The sequence below is a fragment of the Sulfurifustis variabilis genome (assembly GCF_002355415.1).
In the GTDB taxonomy this organism is placed as follows: Bacteria; Pseudomonadota; Gammaproteobacteria; order Acidiferrobacterales; family Sulfurifustaceae; genus Sulfurifustis; species Sulfurifustis variabilis.
Genome location: NZ_AP014936.1, coordinates 1,337,844 through 1,357,060, shown reverse-complemented (window position 1 = coordinate 1,357,060; position 19,217 = coordinate 1,337,844). Strand labels below are relative to the sequence as shown.

Sequence of the window (19,217 nt, the reverse complement as noted above, 5' to 3'; positions counted from 1 at the left end):
ATCCCCTAGCGACCGGGCTTCGCCGCGCCGCGATCACCGGACGGCAGCTCGATCAGGTAATCGCTGATCGGTCCTTCGCCTCCCCAATTGCTGGCAAACACGATCTTCGTGCCGGTCCGGTTGGTGACGGCGTGCTGCTCCGCGAAGTACCCCCCTGCCTTCCTGCTGCTGCGATGATGCGCCACCCGGCGCACCTCGCGCGAACCGTCGAGCTTGACCCAGAAGATCTCGAAGTCGTGGTTCGGGTACCGGGAGTCGGGCCCCTGCGTCGAGACCAGCGCCCAGCCGGGCAGCTCGATGTTGCGACACGAGACGTGGGGCGTCGTGCCCCAGCCGATCCGGGCGAGAATCGAGATCCGGCCGGTCGCGAGGTCCGCCATGTTGATGTTGCGGTTGCCGTCGAGCGCGAGGTCCGCTCCGTCGAACACCATCACGTCGCTGCCGTCGGTTCGAAGGCAGAGGTCCGCGTGCCCGAACGAGCCCTTCGGCAGATCCCGCAGATGATTCATGTCGATGTCGTACACGCGCGTGCGGTCGCCGCCCATCATGACGACGTACTTGCCGCTCGGCGTCACGCTGATCCAGTCGTCGGCCTGATCCTCGCTGATGGCGTGCTTGCGACTCGTCCGGTCCTTGAGCACGTCGTAGACGAACGCCTCGTGCTTGTCGCCGCGCTTGCCGATGAGCGCGTAATACCGCCCGCTCCGGTCCATGTTGCCTTCCAGCCTGCCGCGCGCCGTATCGTACTCGCTGAAGTCGCGCAGGACGCGGCTGGCGTCCGTGCGTACGTCGTAGAGCTGGAACGCCCGCACGTTCGGGGAGTTGCCGACGAACTCCATGTGGTAGAAGAGGTTCGGGTCGGTGGGATGCCACTGGATCTCGGGGTCCGAGCTCCGGAGGCGGAGCGACTTGATCGGCGTCCACGTGCGCGTGTCGTAAAGCCACGAGGAGCCGTCGCTGCCGTGGAAGATCGCGCGCGTCTCGTCCGCGTTGAACGGGTTCGCCTTGGAGTAATAGTGACGGACGCGGCTCAGCCCGGGCAGCTGAGCCGGGTCCGTGATCCGGCGCACCGTGACGCCGAAAACCGGGTCCGCGTACGACTCGTGTAACCGCGGTTGCGCGACCTTCGGCACCGGCCGGACACGGTGGTCCGCCGGAAGGTCGGTAAACGGTTCCGCCAGGGCGCCGGAAAGACCGACGGCCCCGAGGATGCCCGCGAGCACTGCCGCGCGAACGCCTTTCATGCCACCCCCTTGCTCGTTGCACCGGCCGGCGCGGCCGCCGACCATTCCAGGTAGACGCGCTCGTCGCCCTCGACCCATTGCCGCCGCGAGAAGAGGCGCTCGACGCGCTCCCGGGCCGCCCGGCCCTGGGTTTTGTAGCGGTCCTGCGCGAGGATCTCGCGCATGCGCGCGGCGAGGCCGTCCACGTCGCGCGCCTCGAACAGGAAACCCGTCACGCCGTCCTCGACGACCTCGGGACACCCACCGATCCGCGGCGCGATCACGGCGCGGCCGGCCGCCATCGCCTCGCGCGCGGCCAGCGGAAAGGACTCGCGCGTGGACGCGAGCACGAAGACGTCGAGCAGCGCGAGATGCTCCGGGATGTTCCGCTGGAGTCCGGTGAAGATCACGTTCGACGTGAGCCCCAGCTCGCGCGCCTGCGCCTTCACGGCGTCCAGCAGCGGCCCGTCGCCGATCACCAGCAACCGCGCTTCCGGCATGGCCCGCGCGACCCGTGCGAACGCCGCGATCAGATAGCAGTGCCCCTTCTCTTCCGACAGGCGCGCGACGATGCCCAGCACCTTGTGACGACCGGGCTCGAGGCCGTACCTCGCCAGGAGGGCCGGGTCCGGCGGCCGCGGCACGAAACGGTCGGTGTCGATGCCGCTGTGGATCACGGCCGATTTGGCGGGCGGCAATCCGCTCGCGAGGCATCGATCGCGCTCGTAGTGCGACTCGAAGATCACGAAGTCGCTGCAGCGGTCCAGTATCCGGCCGGCATAGCGGAAGTGCGCGGGGTTATGGATGTTGTGGATCGTCGTGACGATCGGCACTCGCCGGCCGGTCGCGGGAACACGGTAGGCGAACGGCAGCACGCGCAATGCGAGATAGCTCGCGATCGTGGAGCGCACGGACTGGGGCGCGAGCACCTCGATTTCCCGTTCGCGGATGACCCGCCGCAGGTCCCGTATGGCGCGCCACAGACCGCCGATGCCACTGTAGCGAAAATCGAGCTCCACGTAGCGGGCTCCCTTCGCGATCAGCTCGTCCAGCAGGACACCCGGCGTGGTCGCGACGTGGACCTCGTGTCCGCGCCGGCTCAGGTCTTCGGTGAGGGTGAGGATGTCGGACTGCACGCCACCCACGCCGAACGGCTCGGTCATAAGATAAAGGAGCTTCATGATGCGATCTCTCCGTTCGGAACGCCCAGGCGCCTTGCGTCGAACTCCCGCCGGCGGCGGGCGTGCAGCAGGGCATGCAGCGGATCGAAGGCGCCGTGCAGCTTCGCGCGCAGCTCACGTGCGCCGTCGCGATCCGTTACCTCGGTGCGTCTCAGGGCGTAGCGGGGCGTCGCGCGGCGATTGAGGCCGGGGGCTACGCTGACGGCCGCCCGGTAGCCCGCTTCCTGCACGTAGCGCATCTCCCGCTCGCCGAAGTCACCCGAGGGATAGCAGAAGAACTCCACCGGACGGCCGATGCGCGCTTCGATCCGACGCCGACTCTCGCCGATCTCGCGTCTGGCCGCTTCCGGGTCGAGCCGCTGCAGATACGGATGGGAGACCGTGTGCGAACCGATCGAGATCAGGGGCGAGCGCAAGAGCTCCCGCACCTCGTCCCAGTTCAGGTGCAGGCCGGCCGCGCGTTCTCCGTAACGCGGATGGCTGCTGACCTGATCGCAAAAATCGGTCGTCACGAAAATGGTCGCCGGTATCCGGTACTTCTCGAGGATCGGCAGCGCCACGGTGAGATTGTCCCGATAACCGTCGTCGAACGTCACGACGACGGCCCCCGCCTGGCGCTCCCCGGAACCGAGGGCCAGCGCGGCGTCCGCCAGGCTCATGACTCGCCGGGTTCGCGCGAGCACGGCCATCTGCTCCTCGAAGCGCTCCGGACTCACGGTGAGCTGGTCCTGCGGCAGCCCCCGGACGACGCGGTGGTACATGAGGATGCGAATCCCCGGGCGCCACCGCTGATAGACCGCGGTCGCCGGCAGCAGCAGGCGCGGGACGACTCGGCGAAGGGTGCCTCTCATCCGGAGCTCCCGGCGTCGTGGGCGAGCGCCTGACGGGCCAGGGCGGTCCGGTAGAGTCCTTCGTACGCCAGGGCCGTTGCGGCGACGTCGTAGCGCCGGCGAACCAAAGCGCCCGCGGCCTGGCCGAGGCGACTGCGCAGGCTGGCGTCCCGCAGCAGGCGCCCGAGCGCCCCGGCGAGCGCCCCGGCGTCGCCGACCGGGACCAGGAGACCGTTCTCTCCGTCTTCGATCGCGTCCGGAATTCCGCCTACCGCGGTGGCCACGACCGCTTTTGCCATGGCCATGGCCTCGAGCAGCGCGATCGGCAGACCTTCCCACCGCGAAGGAATCACCACCACGTCGGAGGCCGCCAAAAGCCGCGGGACGTCACTGCGCTGTCCCAGGAACCGCACCTGGTCCTTCAGCCCGCGCCGCTCGACGTCCGCCTCCAGCTGTTCGCGAAGCTCGCCGCTGCCCACGAACAGGCAACGGAAGTCGATCGTCTCCTTCCGGACCCGCGTCAGCGCCGCCAGCAGATCCGCGTGGCCCTTGGCCTCGTGCAGCCGGCCGACGACGATCAGAACGGGAAGTCCCGCCGGGACGCCGAGCTCCGCACGCACGCCCCCCGGATTCACCGCGCCGAAGCGCCTCAGATCGATGCCGTTCGGGACGACGACCACGCGGTCGGCCGGGATGCGGTCGTGCTTCACGAGCCGTTCGCCGACCTCCGGGGAACAGGCGATCACTCGCGTGGACAGGCGGCCGAGCACCCGATCGATCAGGCGATGGATCCCGCCCTTCCACAGGTTGGTGCTGTGCACCGTGGAAAAGACCGCCGGGACGCCCGCGAGCCGCGCCGCGGCGCGACCCCATGCATCGGCCGTGAAGAGGTGCGTGTGCACCACCGCCGGACGCTCGCGGCGCAGCCAGCGCGCGAGACGGACGAGCAGCGAGGCATCGAACTTGCCGCGACGTCCGAGCACGAAGACCGGGACCCCGAAGGCCTCGAGCTCGTCGACCAGCGTCCCACCGCGCACCAGGCACAGGACAGAGTAGCGAAATCCCGAGGATCCGCGCTTCACCACGTCGACCAGGAGCCGTTCCGCCCCGTCGGGCGGCAGCTCGTCGATCACGTGCACCACCTTGATCGGCTCCTCAGGCAGCCGCATGTTCGGCCTCCTCCTCCGCCGCCTTCGCCTCGCGCCGCTTTTCGACCTCGATCCAGAGGTGCGCGACGACCGCGAGATAGATCCAGACGTAGGCGGTGACGTCGAGGCTCACCATCCGGGAACCGAACATGTTGACGAGCACCACGGCGGCGACGATGGTCGCCGTCGCCATGCCCGCCACGCGCGCCATCGTGTCGCGCGATTCGCGGTATACGCGGGCGCCCAGCCGGTACGCGCGGTACAGGATCAGCACGAACAACAACAGCGCCGGTATGCCCATCTGCGAGCTGATGTAGAGATACATGTTGTGGTTGTCCGACTCGTGCACCTCGAACTCGGTGTAGCCGCTCTTGAGCACCGGGAACGCCTTGAAGCCCTTGCCGAGCAACGGACTCTCGAGCGACATCTCGATCGCCGCGTTCCACAGGACGAGGCGCGTCTGGGAGCTCGCGTCGAGCTCCTGGCGGTGCCCCCCTTCGACCGTGGTGTGGGACATGCGCTCGACCAGCGACTCGGGGATGAGCTCGGGCATCGACCACAGCAGGAGCAGCGCCACGATCAACCAGGAGAAGAGGAACAGCTTGCCGCGCAGGTACCCGGCGACGAGCCCTCCGAAGGCCATCGCGACGTAGGCCCCGCGGGAGAAGGTGGTCAGGAGCAGCTTGGCCACCACCAGGAAATACGGCACGAGCACCCAGGACCGGATCCTGGGCATCTGCGCGAGGAACAGCGCGATGAACGGGGCCGCGGCGTAGACCAGGAACGCCCCGAAATCGTTCGGCTGATTGTGCGGCCCGAACAGGCGCGAGAGCTCGATCGTCGGGGCCCCCTGCTTGTCGAGCATCTCCTGCACGCCGAAGAGCACCACGACGACGCTGCCGAGCATCGTGTAGACCACCAGACGACGCGCCATCGCGCCGTCCCGGATGAGGTTGAGGAACGCGAAGAACACGATGAACTGATCGACCCAGGCCTTGTACTCCTGCAACTGGTCGACGAGCACGTACGACCCGAGCGTGAAGATCACCGTGACGCCGGAGAACATGGTGAGCAGCGCCCAGGCCCCGACCAGCTTCGAGCCGGGCATCGTGACGAACATCGGCCGCTCCTCGCGCACCGAGCGCACGATCCACGTCAGGATCAGCAGGATGAGGAAGGCGTTGGTCGCGTTGACGCCCGGCACGATGGGCGCCACGTAAACCTTGTTGAGCGGGATGTAGACGACGAAGGCGGCGAACAGCCACTCCGGATCGCTCATGCTCCGCTTGACGAGCGCGAGGCCGAGGGCGGCCGCCAGACCGTACAGCACGACGCTCGGGAGCTGCAGGTTGAACAGGCGTATCACGACCGCAAAGGCGGCCGGCACGCTCAGGAACAGCAGCGTCGAGCGCAACGGCTTCCCCGCCCACTCGACGGTGCGCTCCCGCGCCGAATCCTCGCTCCCCTCGGGAGCGGGAAACGTCTCAAACGGAGAATCGTTCGTAGATGGCATGATACAGCCGGTTTCCCATCATCCGTCTGGCGAGCCGCTTGAGCCCGTAGGTCGCCTGCGCCCGCGCGAGCAGCAGCGGGTCGGCGGCCGCGTAGCGCGCGTACAGCGCGATCGACGTGTCGGCGCGAACGGGGATGCGGGGGACCGCGCTCCCTGCCGCGGCGGTGCCGCCGCGCCAGACGCCGACCTGCGAGCTGAAACACCGTCGATAGCCCGCCGCCCGGGCGAGCGCCAGCTGTCCCGCCCGAAACCGTCCGCCCGGGAAGGACAGGGTCTCGACGCGCGCCCCCGTTTCACGCTCGATCGCCAGACGCGAATGCGCGAGCTCGGCGCCCGCCTCGTCGTCGGTGAGGTCGTCGAAGAAACGATGCGTACGGCCGTGCGATCCGAGAACCATCCCGGCCTCCGCCATCTCCCGCAGCCCGGTCCAGCCGCAGAAGCCCGGACGGCGGCCGATGAAGTCCGTCGTGACGAAAAAGAGTGCGCGCAGGCCCCTGTCGGCCAGCGCCGGGAATGCGTAATCCCGGTTGCTTGCGTGCCCGTCGTCAAACGTCAGTACCACGCCGCTCTGCGGCGATTCCGTGCAGAGCGCCTCCGGCGCGAGCACCGGGACGCCGCTCGCGCGCAACCGATCGAGCTGCGCCTCGAAGACATCGACGCTGACGGCGTAAGGCCGATCGGCCGGATCGATCGCCTCGCGTTCGGCGCGGGTCCGGTAGAGCGCGTGGTACATGAAGACGACGATGCCCCTCATGTCTTCTCCCACCGGGAGTCGATTCTTCCGCCGAGGAAGTTCCCGAGCGCGAGCACGGCCGCCCAGTTCAGCTCGAGAAACACGACGAGGAAACTGACCAGGCGGTGCTCGCGCAGCCGCGGCCAGGCGAGCCCGAGGGCGCACACGGCGTAGCCGGCCAGCTGCGCGCCGGCGGCGAGGCGGTACCCGCGCCCGTCGAGGAGCAGCGCGGACACGAGGAGAAGCGCGAGGGCGTACGGCACGAACAGGCGAAAGACCTTGTGCGAGACGAACTGCACGAACACCGGGTTGGCCAGCGGCGAGAACAGCCAGGGATTGCGGGCAAAGCTCTGGAAGTTTCCGGTCAGCGTGCGCACCTTGCGCAGGCGCTCTCCGGACACGCTTCGCTGCAGCTCGTCGAAGACCTGCGCGCGCGTCTCGAACACGATCCGCTTGCCGCCGCGCAGTATGCGCATGGGAATTTCGAAATCGTCGAGCAGCGTGTCCTCCGGAACGGGCTTGTAGTCGACCCTCCGGATGGCGTAGAGCGCGCCGGTGACGCCGAGGTTGGAGGCCAGCCGGCTCTCGGACTTGCGTATCCATTTCTCGTAACGCCAGTACAGCCCGATGTGAGCGGCGGCGTGCGTCTGCGGATCGAGGTGCACGAGCTCGCCGCTGACCGCCCCGACACCCGGCGCGAGCAACCGGGCCACCAGATAGCGCAGCGCGCGGGGGGCGAGGCTCTGGCGCACGTCGGTGAACACCAGCACCTCCTCGCTCGCCGCCTCGACGGCGGTATTCAGCGCGTGCGGTTTCCCGCGGCGGACCGGGTAGCTCAGGACTTCCACGTCCGCCTCCTTCGCCAGGCGGTCGTTCGTCGCGTCGTTCGATCCGTCGGAGACGAAGACGATGCGCAGCTTGTCCCGCGGATAATCGAGCTCGCGCAGATTCGCGATCTTCGCCGCCACCCGGTCCTGTTCGTTATGGACCGCCACGATGACGCGGACGCTCGGCCATCGCGCCACCGCTTCCGGCGCCGCATCCGGCTCGCGGCGCAGGCGGGACAGGGCCCAGACGAGCAGCGGATAGCCCGCGTACGTGTACGCGACGAACACGAGGGAGGTCCAGAAGACGAGCTTCATGGTGTCATCACAGGTTCGACACCAGACACGCGAAATCCCCGAGCGAATTTCCTCGCGTCGGGACCCGGCGGATCTCGAGCGGATCGACGGTGGAGCCGTTGATTCCCTCGACCGTGGTGAACGCGAGCTCGAACCCGTGCTCCCGGAGCAGCCGCTTCGTGTCCGCGTTGTAATCGACCGCGCGCCCGTTCGGGTAGGCGAACGTGCGCGGGGGCGCTCCCGTCTCCCGCTCGATCCGCTCCCGGCACAGACGGATCTCCCGCTCCATGCCGGCGGCGTCGAGCTGCGACAGGATCGGGTGACCGTGGGTGTGCCCGCCGTACTCCGTGCCCGGCATCGTGGCCCGCACCTCGTCCCAGGTCATCATCTGGCGCCCGGCCTCGCCCTCGCGGCCCCGAACGCCGAGGACGTCGAGCAAGTGGCCCTGCCAGTCCACGCGCTCGCGGTCCGGCACGTCCTTCAGGTAGCGCTTGCACGCCGCCGTCAGCCGATCGCGCTCGCCCGGCCGCTTCAGATCGAACGTCGACTCGCCGTTCCACGGCAGCCGGACGCGCTCGACGTCACTCGCCCGGCACGCCCAATGAACCTCGTCGGTCCAGATCATCCCGCCGCCGTCGATGAACGAGGTGGCGACGAAAACGACCGCCGGCAGGCCGAGCTCCTGCAGGACCGGATAGGCGTTGTCGTGATAATCCCGGTACCCGTCGTCGAACGTAACCAGCACCGCCGGGCGACCCCGGCGCGGGCCCCGGCATGCCTCGAGCAGGTCGACGGACCGGATCACGGTACAGCGGTCGCGCAGCCACTTCATCTGCGCCCGGAACATCTCGACATCGAGCCCCGGAAACGGCTCGCCGGATCGCGTGATGCGGTGATACATGAGCACCGTGACGCCGGGTTCCCGCAGGAAGCGGTGGGTGATCCGCCAGCCGAGCGGCGAGGCCAGCGCCTGCTTGATGGTCCGTTTGAGCGCGCTCATGGGTCCCTTTCGTGCCCGGCCGTCGTCAGCCCGCGCCGGCGCCATTCGACCACGAAGCGCGGCAGCATCAGCTTCGCGAGAATGCGGAGCGCCTGGCCGCCCAGCGCCCCGTGAGCGGCGCTGCGGGCGAGATCCGCGAGAGCGCGCGCGCGATTCGACTCCGCGAGCGCATTCGCCGCGCTCCGGTAGCAGCCGCCCAGTCGGCGCCGGAACTCGGCCCGGTGCGCCGCGAAGAAGGTCGGGTCCGCCGCCCGAAGCTTGTTGATGATCGCGATGTTTCCGTACGCGATCTTCGCCGTGTGCCGGTCCGAGCTCATCTGGTCCGGCGAGTAGCGGTACTTGAGCAGGGACGTATCCAGATAGCCCACCGGCCCCAGCCGGCTCGCGCGCAGGAACCAGTCGTAGTCCGCGACGTAGGGAATGGTTTCGTCGAAGCCGCCGACCTTCTCGAAAACCGCGCGGCGGACCAGGACGGTCGGCGGATGAATGAAGTTGCCCCAGACGAGCCGCTCGTAGACCGGGCCGCTGTACGTTCGCACGGACGCGAGCCCGCGTCCGCGCAGCCACGGCACCTCCTCGGGATCGAGGCGGCCGGCCTCGGGGTAGATGCTCGCCGCGCCGTCGGCGGCCTGCTTGAAGGCACCGTAGTACGACGCGATGTGCGAGCGCTCGCGAACCACGGTACCGTCGAACGCCGAAAAATCCGTGGAACACAGCACGGCGTCGGGATGGCGTTCGAGGTAGGCGACCTCGAGGGCGAGACGCTCCGGTTCGCACAGGTCGTCCGAGTCCATGAGCGCCATGTACTCCCCGCTGGCACGCCGCATCCCGGCGTTGCGGGCCGACGAAAGCCCGCCGTTCGCCTGCCGGAGATAGATCAGGCGGTCGAGATACGGGCGCACGACCTCCGGGGTGTCGTCGGTAGAGCCGTCATCCACGACGATCACTTCGACCCGCGGATACGTCTGGGCGAACACGCTGTCCAGAGCTGCGGCCAGCAGGTCGCCGCGGTTGTAGGTCGGAATGACGACGCTCACCAGCGGCGGCGCGTTCGAGACAGGTTCCATTCGCTAAGCTCCCACGCGGTACAGCTTTCCCAGGCCGGTGCGGAGCACGCCGCGGGCCTGGCGGTCGAGAAGGACGACCAGGAGCGCGTACAGCGCCCCGCCGACGACGACCTTCACGACGAGATTCACGACGTCGTGGCCGATCCGGACCTGCGACACCGCCAGGTACATGGCGACCGCCATGACACCGAACTTCGCCAGGCTCGCCCAGGGAAAGACGATGGGGAGGTGGCGCGCGGCCGCGACATGGATCGAGGCGACCAGCACCAGGTACGCGATCAGCGTGGCGGCGGCGGCGCCGACGAGGCCGAACTTCGGAATCAAAATCAGGTTCAGGACGACGTTGAGCACCGTGCTGGCCACGACGAGCGCCGCCAGGGCGACGGTGCGCTTGTGGATGTACAGCCCCGCGCCGACCATCACCACCATGCCGTCGAGCACGAGACCCGCGATGATGTACGGAATGACGCCCGCGCTCGCACGGAACTTCTCGGAGGCGAGCAGGACCAGCAGGTCTTCCCCCACCGCCGACAGCCCGGCGACGACGGGCAGCCCCAGGAGCAGGTAATAGTGCAGCGAGCTCTGGATGAAGCGGGCCGTCTCGGTCACGCCCTTCTCCTCCCATGTCCGCACGTACATCGGCATGATCGCCTGACCGATGGCCGCGACCAGGATGAGCTGCACGTACTCGCACAGGTTGTACCCGGCCGCGTAAATCCCGAGATCGCTGCTACCGAGCAGGCCCTGTATGAGGTAGCGGTCGCTGATCGCGAGCGCGGTACCGGCGAGCTCGTAGCCGATCATCGGTATGCCGAAGACGAGCATCGAACGAAAGAGCCCGGGCGAGAAATCACGCGGCGCGTAGCGCACGCCGCGGAACATCACCGCCGCCAGCACGGCCACCGCCCCGACCTCCGCCACGATGGTCGCCAGATAGAACCCGTAGAGGCCCTTCGAGACGAAGAACAGCGTGACGAGGATCAGGCCGAGCCCGGCGTACTTCTTGAGGACGCTGTACGCGCTGAACAGCCCGCTGCGCTCCTGGGCGCGCAGGATATTCAGCAGTCCGCTGTCGGTCGTGCGAACGGCGACCAGGACCGCGGTGAGCAGGAGCAGCCCCGCGACGCGCGGATCGTTCCACCACGCGTCGGGCACCGCCTGGCTCACGACCGCCCAGCCGGCGGCGATCAGCAGGCTCAGGCCGGTCATGCCGAAGACCACCGTCGCGTAGAACTGGGGCACCGTGATGTCGCGCCGCCCGGCCTTGATTTCCGCGTAAAAGCGGACGACGGCGTGCTGTACCCCCAGCTTGGCGATGCCGACGAGGAGCATCAGGCTGGCCGAGATCAGGTTGAGCACCCCGTACTCGTCCACGCTGAAGACGCGGGTGAAAATCGGGAAGGAAATGAAACTCGCCAGCGTCACTGCGAGGCTGCCGAGACCGTAGTTCGAGGTGTGTATGACCAGTCGCTTGAGCATGTTCAGCCGTCATTGCGCGCGGGCGCGGTCGACACCATGCGCTGCGCCAGGCGCTTCGCCTCGGGAAGCAACGAGCGGCGAAGCCAGTAGACGAAGGCGGGCGCCGTGCGCCGGTACGCGATCGTAAAGCAGGTCTCCCGCGTCTCTCTGGCCCACTGCTTCTTGTAGTCGTACTCGCCGCGCAGCATGTCGAACACGCGCTGCCCCTCGCCGATCGCGTGCTCCAGTGCGTAACCCATGAGGCAGAGCCCGGGGCGCAGCTTCTCGTATTGCGGATCGAAGCCGCCCTGGAAGTAGTACACCGTGCCCCGGAAGCGGTAGCAGTAGTACATGGCGATGATCTCGCCTTCGCGCTCCAGGGAATAAAGCCGCAGCCAGTCGCGTTCCCGGCAGGCGCGCATGACCGCGCGGTGGAAGTCGTTGTAGGTCGAGGAGTCGAAAGAATGCGACGTGCCCCGGGTCTGCCAGCGCTTGTGGTGCAGCGCGGTCAGCCGGTCGAAGGCGTCGTCGAGGCTTGCGCCGTCCCAGACGAGAAAGCGCGCGCCGGGCTCGCGCTCGAACTTGCGACGCGTATTGCGGATCGTGTACCGCCGGTCGCGCGACTGGCTCTCGAGGTAGGCGTCCCACGAAGCCGGGAGCGGCACGTAAGAGATGCGCGCGGAAGTCCCGCGGCGCGCGGGAAGGCCGCGCTCGCGAAGCGCGGCCATCGCCGCACGGTCGATCGCACCGTCGGGCTCGAGGTCGCTCCAGGCGAGGACGTCCCATCCCTCGATTGCCAGCGCGGCGTCGACGAGCACCCGGGCCGCGTCTGCCTCGTGCCCGGGGGCGAGCGGCGGCTCGAGATAGTCCGGTGACGTGTCGCCGCCGGTTCCGATCAGCCGGAGGAGACCGGCGCCTACGCCGGCCAGCGGCGTGACGCGCTGGACGTAGAGGGGAAAGACGCCGACGAGCCGTCCGCCCGCGCGCGCGACGAGCAGACGGAGCTTCTGGCCGCCGCCGTAGTGCCGCCACCAGAGGTACTGCCATTCCCAGGTCGTGAAGATGCTGGCCGCGGCCGCTGCCTGGACGAGCGCGTCCCATTCCTCGCGAAGCGCGCGAAAGCCGTCGTCCGTATCGATACAGGCGACCTGCATGCGCCTCACTCCCGACCGGCGAAGGCGCGGTGCACCGCGGCCGGGGTGGCGAACTCGACGCCCTCCCCGGCGCACCATTGCAATACGGCGGCAAGGTCGTCCAGGAACCGGCGCACCTCGTCCTCGTTCTGCGGGTACGGGCTCGCCTTGGGAATGACCTCCATGGAGTGGAACATCATGTTCAGGACCACGACCCGGCGGTCGCGGAAGCGCGCCAGCTGCTCGCGCGCCACGTCCTTCATTGCCGCCACGGAGGAGAACCACGGTCGAAACCAGCGCGGGCCGCGAAGCCAGCGGCGCTTCATGGTCACGGGAATCTCGAGCACGCTCGACGCGTCGCCGTTGCCCTCGCGCACGATCGATCCCCGTTGCGGAAAGTAGGGCTGCGCCGGCGCCGCGCGGTAATCCACGTCTCCGTCCGGATGCCGCCACAGCATGTGAGGCGTGACGCTGGTATCGACCAGGTAGCCGAGCCGCTCGAGGGAAGCGATGGTGTTGGGGCCCGCCCCGAAGCGCCCGGCACGGAAGGAAACGGGCCGGTAGCCGAAACCGTCCTCGAACGCTCGCGTCAGGTTGGCGAGCTTGGCGTGCTCGATCTCCGGCCGGCAATGGCACTGGAAGTCCGGGCTGTCCACGCCGGCATAGTCGTGGAACTTCTTTTCGGGCTCGACGAAGGCGGAGTGCAGGTGGGTGCCGAGCTCGAAGCGTCCGTCCAGCCGCCGGAGCGCCTCGACGGATTCGCGGTCCTCCAGCACCTCGATCGTGAGCAGGTAGGTCGGCGCGGCGCCGGCCGCGCGAAAGACAGGCTGCAGCCGATCGGGCACGCCTTCCGTCACCGAGCGGAACGCCAGCGGCTTCGAGCGTACCCAGCTCGGATCGTGGTCGCACTCCGTATCGATCGTCACGAGGAGGAGGACTTTTTCCGTGCGGTCGGCGCCCATCTCACGCCTCTCCGCGGTAGGCGCGCGTCAGCGCGGCCAGGATCACCGGCATCTGGTACTGCTCCTCGATGACGCGCCGCGACTCGCGGCCCATGGCGCGCGCCGCCGCCCGATTCGACAGCACCTCGATCAGCGCCTCGGCGAGCCGGTCCGCCCGGCCCGGCGGCACCAATCGGCCGTTGCGGCCGTCGAGCACGAGATCCTCGTTGCCGCTCACCCGGGTCGCGACGATCGGCAGCCCCGCGGCCATCGCTTCGAGGACCGAGTTCGGCAGGCCTTCCTGGTGGGACGGCTGCACGTAGAGCGCGCTTTGCGCGAGCAGATCGGCCACGTTCGAGACGTTGCCGAGAAAACGGACCGAGTCCTCGACGCCCCGCTCCCTGGCCCGCCGCTTGAGCGCCTCCAGCACCGAACCGTCGCCGGCGATGACGAGCTTCGCGGGCACACGCGCGCGCACCGTCGGCCAGGCGTCGATGAGCACGTCGAGCCCCTTCACCGGCTCCACCCGTCCGACGAACAGGACGCTCGGCTGATCGTCGGCCGGCACGGCGAGGCGAAAGCGACGCACGTCGACGGCGTTCGGAATCATGCGGATGCGATTCTCGGCGTACCCCGCTTCGACGAGCATGCGGCGGGTGAATTCGCTGATGCACTGCACGCAGTCGATCCTGCGAATGCAGGCGTTCATCAGGCGTACGACCGGCTTCCGTCGCAGGCGCGGATCGAGGATGCCGCCTTCGAACTCCCATGCCCCGGATATCTTCACCACCACCGGCCGATTGAGAAGCGGCCGCAGCAGCCCCGCCACCGTCGCCAGGTTCTTCGCCATGTGGATATGGATGGCGTCGTACTCGTGCCGCCGCGCGTACAGACGCCAGGCGAACTTCAAGCCGAGGACGAGAGCGCCGAGCATGCGCACGCGTGGATACGCGATGCGCTCGACCGCGATGCCGTCGATCTCCTCGTGCAGGGGGCGGTGTACCTCGAGCCGCGGCGCGAGGATCGTCACCCGGTGGCCCGCGTTGACGAGAGCGCGGCTGATCAGGCCCGCCTGCAGCTCGGCCCCGCCGGTGCTCGGGTAGTAGCCGTCGACGACCGTCAGGATGCGCAAGGGTGCGGATTGCGGCCGCGGGGCAACGGACGGGGAAGGCGATTCAGCGACTCGACTCGCTCCAAGATTCACGTGTTTCTCCTCGTGTCAGGCGGACATCGCCCGCACTGGGCGTCCCGAATCGCGGAAACGCCGGTTCAACCAGTCGGCGAACCGCTCCTCGAGCTCGCGTTGCCAGTCGGCGAAGTGCAGCTCGTGATTCGCGTTCGGGATCACCTCGATCTCGTACGCCGATCCGGCCAGCCTTCCGCCGAGACGGCGTTGCAGCACGACCTCCTGGAACTCGAGCCAGCGGTTGTCGTTGCCGCTGAAGATCAGCAGGTGCGGAACGGACCGCCGCTCCAGGCTCTCGAAGCTCTCCATGAAACGGGCGTTCTCGTGCGACAGGTGCTCAGGCCGCCGGCGCGCGCCCAGGCACGACCGGACCGTGGCGACGACCGTGCGCGTGATCTCCGAGTAGTCGCTGTCCCCACGCACGATGCGCGCCCAGGCGGCGGGCGCGAGGAGCTTCCGCAGATAGCCCTTGAAGTTGTGCCGCGCCTGGATCCGGCCCATGGGCCGCCTGGCCGGCTTGGTGTCGGTCGAGAACGTCACCGCCGTATTGATCGACAGGACCCCGTCGATCAGCTCGGGAGCGAGCGCGGCCGCGAGCAAGGCCGTGACCGCCCCGCCGCAAAGCCCGCCGAGCACCAATCTCTGGAGGCCGCATCGCTCGCGCAGGTCGCGGGCGGCGTGCAGGGTATCGTCGACGAACCGACCCTGCTCCACGGTCCGCCACAGCTCGCGCAGCGGACCTGCCGGAAGCGCCCCGTCGCTCTCGCCGACGCCGCAGGGATCGAAGCGCAGCACGGTGTAACCCACCGGCGCCAACCGCCGCGCGAGCGTCACGTTGAGCCGGTGCGGACCGATGCGGTATTTCAGGCCGGCCGGCAGTAGCACGATGCCCGTGCCGTTGGACCGGCCCGGCTCCGCGGGCGTCAGGATGCCCCGGCGCACGGCGCCATCCCGCCCGCGGAATTCGAACGGCTCTTCGTTCACCCGGCGCCTCCCGCACGCGCCCCGGGCCGGCTCGCAACCACCCGCAGGCTCGCCTCTATCAAACGCTCCGGCGCCGGATCGTGGTGCTTCGACTCCTGCCAGAACGGCTGAATCGAGACCGGTTCGACGTGCACGTTCGAGTGATTTGCCATCGGGCTCGCGACGCGGTTCACGCCCGCTCCCGGCTTCAGAAACTGAAGCACGCGGGCCGGGCTGGCGGGGGCGGTGTCGGGCTCGCCGATGTCCATCGCGGCGATCGAGGACGCCATGCGCCCACCCACCTCGTAGCCGGCGATGTTCACGGTCTCGCCGCCCTCCAGCCGTTGCATCATCTGCTCCCGGTTCTCCACGATCTTCTTGTACGTCGCGAGCTGAGTCGTGAGGTTCAGCCGCAGGCACTCCTGGAAGTAGGCGGCGCCGTTGACCACCGGGTCCCACAGGAGCAGCCGTTCGGCCCGCACCTCGTCCGCGCGTAGCCAGGCCAGCGCGGCGCCGAGCCGCAGACCGAACAGGCTCACGCTCTGCGCGCGGAATCGCTCGCGCGCTAACGCGCAGGCGTCCGCCAGATCGTCACCCCACTCGGCCAGAGAGAGGTGCGATACCTCGCCTTCGCTGTCGCCGTCGCCCTCGTAATCGAAACGGAGCGCGAAACCGCCCTCCCCGGCAAGACGGCGCGCGAACGCCACGTAGACCGGGTGGCTGAACACCTTCTCCTCGAGAAACGGGTTGCAGAACACCCAGGCCTCGCGCGCGCCGGCGTCTCCGTGCGCGGCGAAGTACAGGCGTCTGCCCCGCCGGTTTTCGAAGAAGCCACGCGTTTCCATCGTCATCCCGCTACTCGAGCTCGGGCAGCCCGCTTACCGGTTCGATCAGCATCGGCCGCGCGTGGAGGTAGGCGGTGGTGCGGCGCTTGGCCTCGATGTCGGCATATACGTATCGCGCCTGCTGCTCGGAGAGCCCGATGGCGCGGGCCAGTTCTCCCGCCTCCACGTCGTGGTTGTACGCCCACAGGGCGAGATCCATCTGCCCGTAGGGCAGCGCGAAATAGAACTCGTCCTGGCCCTGCGGCAGGCTGTACGTGTCGGTCGTCGGCGTCGCCACGCAGACGGCATCGGGCAGACCGAGGTGACGCGCCAGGGCATAGACCTGCGTCTTGTACAGATGCGCGATCGGTTTGAGATCCGCCGAACCGTCCCCGTTCTTCACGAAGAACCCCTGGTCGTACTCGAGCCGGTTCGGCGTACCGATCACCGCGTAGTTGAGCCGGTCCGCGTGGAAGTACTCGATGGTCTTGCGGATCCGCTGCTTGTAGTTCGTCGCCGCCACGATCTGCAGGTATTCGGTCAGGCCCAGGCGTTTTTCGGACAGGGCGCCGTCGGGAGACTGCACGATCAGGTGAAAGTGGTTCAGACGCCCCTCGAGGCCGCCCCGGATCACGATCTTGTTCTTCCACCCGGCGCCGTACTCCGGAAAAACCGCGCGGATGGCATCGTCCCGCCAGCGATAGCACCCGACGGCCTCCAGCGCGGCGGCGATGTCCTCCCGCCGGTAGGCGATGCCGAGGTGTTTCGCCAGCAGCTCGCCGCGGTGGCTGCTGTCGTCCGCCGAATCCCGCTCGGGCAACAGCAGACCGAAGACCCGGCCGGGCCCGAGCGCCCGCACGGCGAGCGCCGCGCAGGTCGAGCTGTCTATGCCTCCCGACATCGCCACCACGAGCCCGCGCCTGTGCAGCCGTCGCACGATCTCGCGCATCCGCGCGGCGATGCGCCGGGCCTCGGCTTCCAGGTCGAGATCGAGGACCCGCGGCGAGAGCGCCGGGCGGGAGGGAGTGCCGCTGGTCGATTTGTGCATACCGGTGACCTCAGGCCGACTGCTTGCGGGCGAGAAACCGCTCGATGCTGGAGAGGCTGTCGAGGTTCTCGGGAATCATCTCCTCGTCCTTCACCTTGACGCCGTACGTCTCTTCCAGGTGCGCGATCAGCTCGAGAAACCCCGTCGAGTCCAGGATGTGGCTGGCCATGAAGGAGGTGTCGTCCCGGATCTCGTCCGCCGAGCCGCCCATCAGGAAGTTGTCCAGCAGGTACGCCCTCAGTTGTTGCTTGATGTCGCTCATTCTCTTGTTCCCGTTTTGGTCGTTCGCTCGCGCGCTCTCACGCCAGCTCGGTCTTGCGGATCTTGCCGTTGTCGGTCTTGGGCAGGCAGTCGGCGAACACGACCTGCTTCGGCGCCATGAAGCTTTCCAGGCGCCCGAGGCAGTGCCGGACGACTTCCCTCTCCGTGTAGCGGTAACCCGGCTTGAGGACCAGAAACGCCTTCACGGCGGCACCGAGCATGTCGTCCGGCACGCCGATCACCGCGGCCTCGAGCACCCCGTCGAGCGCGTAGAGCGCGTTTTCGACTTCGCGCGGGCTGACCATCTCACCGCGACTCTTGATCATGTCGTCCTTGCGGCAGACGAAGTAGAGATATCCGTCGGCGTCGGTCCGGAAAATGTCGCCCGTAAAAAGCACGCTCTCGCCCGGATACGGACCGGGGCGCAGCTTTCGCGCGGTCTCTTCCGGCTTCTCCCAGTAGCCGCGCATCACGTGGCTGCCGCGCACGACGAGCTCGCCCTGGCTCCCGTTCGGAAGCCGGTTGCCCGATTCGTCGACCAGCCAGTGCTCCTGATTCGGCATGCCCCGGCCGACGCTGGTCGGCCGGCGGTCGATCTCCTCCGGCGGGAGGTACGACGCCCGCTTGCACTCCGTCTGGCCGTACATCGAATAGAGGCGGGCGTGGGGCAGCAGCCGGCGTATGGCCTCGATGTGCTGCACGGAGAGCGCCGCGCCGGCGTTGGTCACGATGCGCAGGCTGCGCAGGTCGTACTGCGGAAACACGCTCAGGTTCAGCAGCGTGGCGAAGATCGTGGGAACGCCGGGGAAGACGGTGGCTCGCTCGCGCGACATGGCTTCGAGTGTCTTGACCGGAAAGGCGAACGACGGCTCGAGCACGACGGTCGCCCCCAGCGTGAAGCCCATGACGACGTGATACAGACCGTAGCCGAAAGCCAGCGGCAGGACACAAAAGATCACGTCGCTTTCCCGCAGGGGGAGGTAGGCGAGCACCGATTCCGCCGCCGACACCATATTATGGTGCGTCAGCATCACCCCCTTGGGGTCGCCCGTGGAGCCAGAGGTATAGATGATCGCGGCGAGATCCTGGTCGATCGTGCCGGGATGGACCGGTTCCGGGGCGGGCGACGCGAGCACTTCGCCGAACGGGATCATCGGCCGGCCGGCCGCGGTAGCGTGACCGTTCCCCTCGCCCGCGACGATGCACGTGTGCACGCTCTCGTTCCGCGACAGCGCGTACTCGAAGGCATCCCGAAGATGACGGGCGGCGATCAACGCGGTCGGTCGGGCGTCGGCGAAGAGGTAGGCGAGCTTCTCCCGTTTCGTGAGGGGGTTGACGGGCATGAACACGGCGCCGATCGTCAGCACCGCGTAGATGGCGACCACCGCCTCGAAGCCGTTCTCGAGAAACAGCACGACGCGGTCGCCGCGTCGCACGCCGGAGCGTTGCAGAAACGCCGCGAGCCGCGCCACCGCCTCGCCGACCTCCGCATAGGTGTGGCGCTCCGCGCCGCACACGAGCGCGGTCTTGCCGGCATGCGTTTCGAGCGTACGCTCGAGAAGGCGATGCACCAGCATGCGCCGCTCC

18 protein-coding genes are annotated in these 19,217 nt (G+C 68.3%); all 18 read right to left on the bottom strand.

All coding sequences use genetic code 11. The features are described 5' to 3' along the window. Positions 1-5: 5 nt before the first annotated feature. On the bottom strand, positions 6-1,244 hold the full coding sequence (locus SVA_RS06585; RefSeq protein ID WP_148665401.1) for a WD40 repeat domain-containing protein: 1,239 nt from the start codon (positions 1,242-1,244) through the stop codon (positions 6-8). Then, positions 1,241-2,404, bottom strand: a complete 1,164-nt coding sequence (locus SVA_RS06580; protein ID WP_096460483.1) for a glycosyltransferase family 4 protein — start codon at positions 2,402-2,404, stop codon at positions 1,241-1,243. Before SVA_RS06580 ends, SVA_RS06585 begins: the two co-directional genes overlap by 4 nt. Further along, on the bottom strand, positions 2,401-3,255 hold the full coding sequence (locus SVA_RS06575) for a polysaccharide deacetylase family protein (RefSeq protein WP_096460482.1): 855 nt from the start codon (positions 3,253-3,255) through the stop codon (positions 2,401-2,403). The genes SVA_RS06580 and SVA_RS06575 overlap by 4 nt, the downstream gene beginning before the upstream one ends. After that, positions 3,252-4,403 (bottom strand): glycosyltransferase, encoded by a 1,152-nt coding sequence (locus SVA_RS06570; RefSeq protein WP_197703394.1) that lies wholly within the window; start codon positions 4,401-4,403, stop codon positions 3,252-3,254. Before SVA_RS06570 ends, SVA_RS06575 begins: the two co-directional genes overlap by 4 nt. Further along, entirely contained in the window at positions 4,390-5,895 is a 1,506-nt protein-coding gene (locus SVA_RS06565; protein ID WP_096460481.1) for an O-antigen ligase family protein, read from the bottom strand. Before SVA_RS06565 ends, SVA_RS06570 begins: the two co-directional genes overlap by 14 nt. Then, complete coding sequence (locus tag SVA_RS06560) at positions 5,867-6,649, bottom strand: polysaccharide deacetylase family protein (protein WP_096460479.1); 783 nt, start codon at positions 6,647-6,649, stop codon at positions 5,867-5,869. Before SVA_RS06560 ends, SVA_RS06565 begins: the two co-directional genes overlap by 29 nt. Then, entirely contained in the window at positions 6,646-7,770 is a 1,125-nt protein-coding gene (locus SVA_RS06555; protein WP_096460476.1) for a glycosyltransferase family 2 protein, read from the bottom strand. Before SVA_RS06555 ends, SVA_RS06560 begins: the two co-directional genes overlap by 4 nt. A gap of 7 nt (positions 7,771-7,777) precedes the next feature. After that, entirely contained in the window at positions 7,778-8,749 is a 972-nt protein-coding gene (locus tag SVA_RS06550; RefSeq protein WP_169923995.1) for a polysaccharide deacetylase family protein, read from the bottom strand. Beyond that, positions 8,746-9,816: a glycosyltransferase gene (locus tag SVA_RS06545; RefSeq protein ID WP_096460472.1), complete on the bottom strand. Its 1,071-nt coding sequence runs from the start codon at positions 9,814-9,816 to the stop codon at positions 8,746-8,748. Before SVA_RS06545 ends, SVA_RS06550 begins: the two co-directional genes overlap by 4 nt. Positions 9,817-9,819: 3 nt before the next feature. After that, complete coding sequence (locus SVA_RS06540) at positions 9,820-11,295, bottom strand: lipopolysaccharide biosynthesis protein (RefSeq protein ID WP_096460470.1); 1,476 nt, start codon at positions 11,293-11,295, stop codon at positions 9,820-9,822. Positions 11,296-11,297: 2 nt separating this feature from the next. Next, entirely contained in the window at positions 11,298-12,428 is a 1,131-nt protein-coding gene (locus tag SVA_RS06535; protein WP_096460468.1) for a GNAT family N-acetyltransferase, read from the bottom strand. A gap of 5 nt (positions 12,429-12,433) precedes the next feature. Continuing rightward, positions 12,434-13,369 carry a polysaccharide deacetylase family protein gene (locus SVA_RS06530; protein ID WP_096460466.1) on the bottom strand — a complete coding sequence of 312 codons (936 nt, stop codon included), beginning with the start codon at positions 13,367-13,369 and terminating at the stop codon, positions 12,434-12,436. A gap of 1 nt (position 13,370) precedes the next feature. Further along, complete coding sequence (locus SVA_RS06525; protein WP_169923994.1) at positions 13,371-14,480, bottom strand: glycosyltransferase family 4 protein; 1,110 nt, start codon at positions 14,478-14,480, stop codon at positions 13,371-13,373. Between the two features lie 87 nt (positions 14,481-14,567). Further along, positions 14,568-15,518 carry an alpha/beta hydrolase gene (locus tag SVA_RS19750; protein ID WP_169923993.1) on the bottom strand — a complete coding sequence of 317 codons (951 nt, stop codon included), beginning with the start codon at positions 15,516-15,518 and terminating at the stop codon, positions 14,568-14,570. After that, a complete protein-coding gene (locus SVA_RS19745; protein WP_169923992.1) occupies positions 15,515-16,348 on the bottom strand; it encodes a serine aminopeptidase domain-containing protein in 834 nt (277 codons plus the stop codon). The genes SVA_RS19750 and SVA_RS19745 overlap by 4 nt, the downstream gene beginning before the upstream one ends. Before the next feature lie 4 nt (positions 16,349-16,352). Next, on the bottom strand, positions 16,353-17,369 hold the full coding sequence (gene nadE, locus SVA_RS06515; RefSeq protein WP_096460460.1) for an NAD(+) synthase: 1,017 nt from the start codon (positions 17,367-17,369) through the stop codon (positions 16,353-16,355). Positions 17,370-17,379: 10 nt separating this feature from the next. Beyond that, on the bottom strand, positions 17,380-17,631 hold the full coding sequence (locus SVA_RS06510; protein ID WP_096460458.1) for an acyl carrier protein: 252 nt from the start codon (positions 17,629-17,631) through the stop codon (positions 17,380-17,382). 37 nt (positions 17,632-17,668) lie between these two features. After that, positions 17,669-19,207 carry a class I adenylate-forming enzyme family protein gene (locus SVA_RS06505; protein ID WP_096460456.1) on the bottom strand — a complete coding sequence of 513 codons (1,539 nt, stop codon included), beginning with the start codon at positions 19,205-19,207 and terminating at the stop codon, positions 17,669-17,671. Between the last annotated feature and the right edge of the window lie 10 nt (positions 19,208-19,217).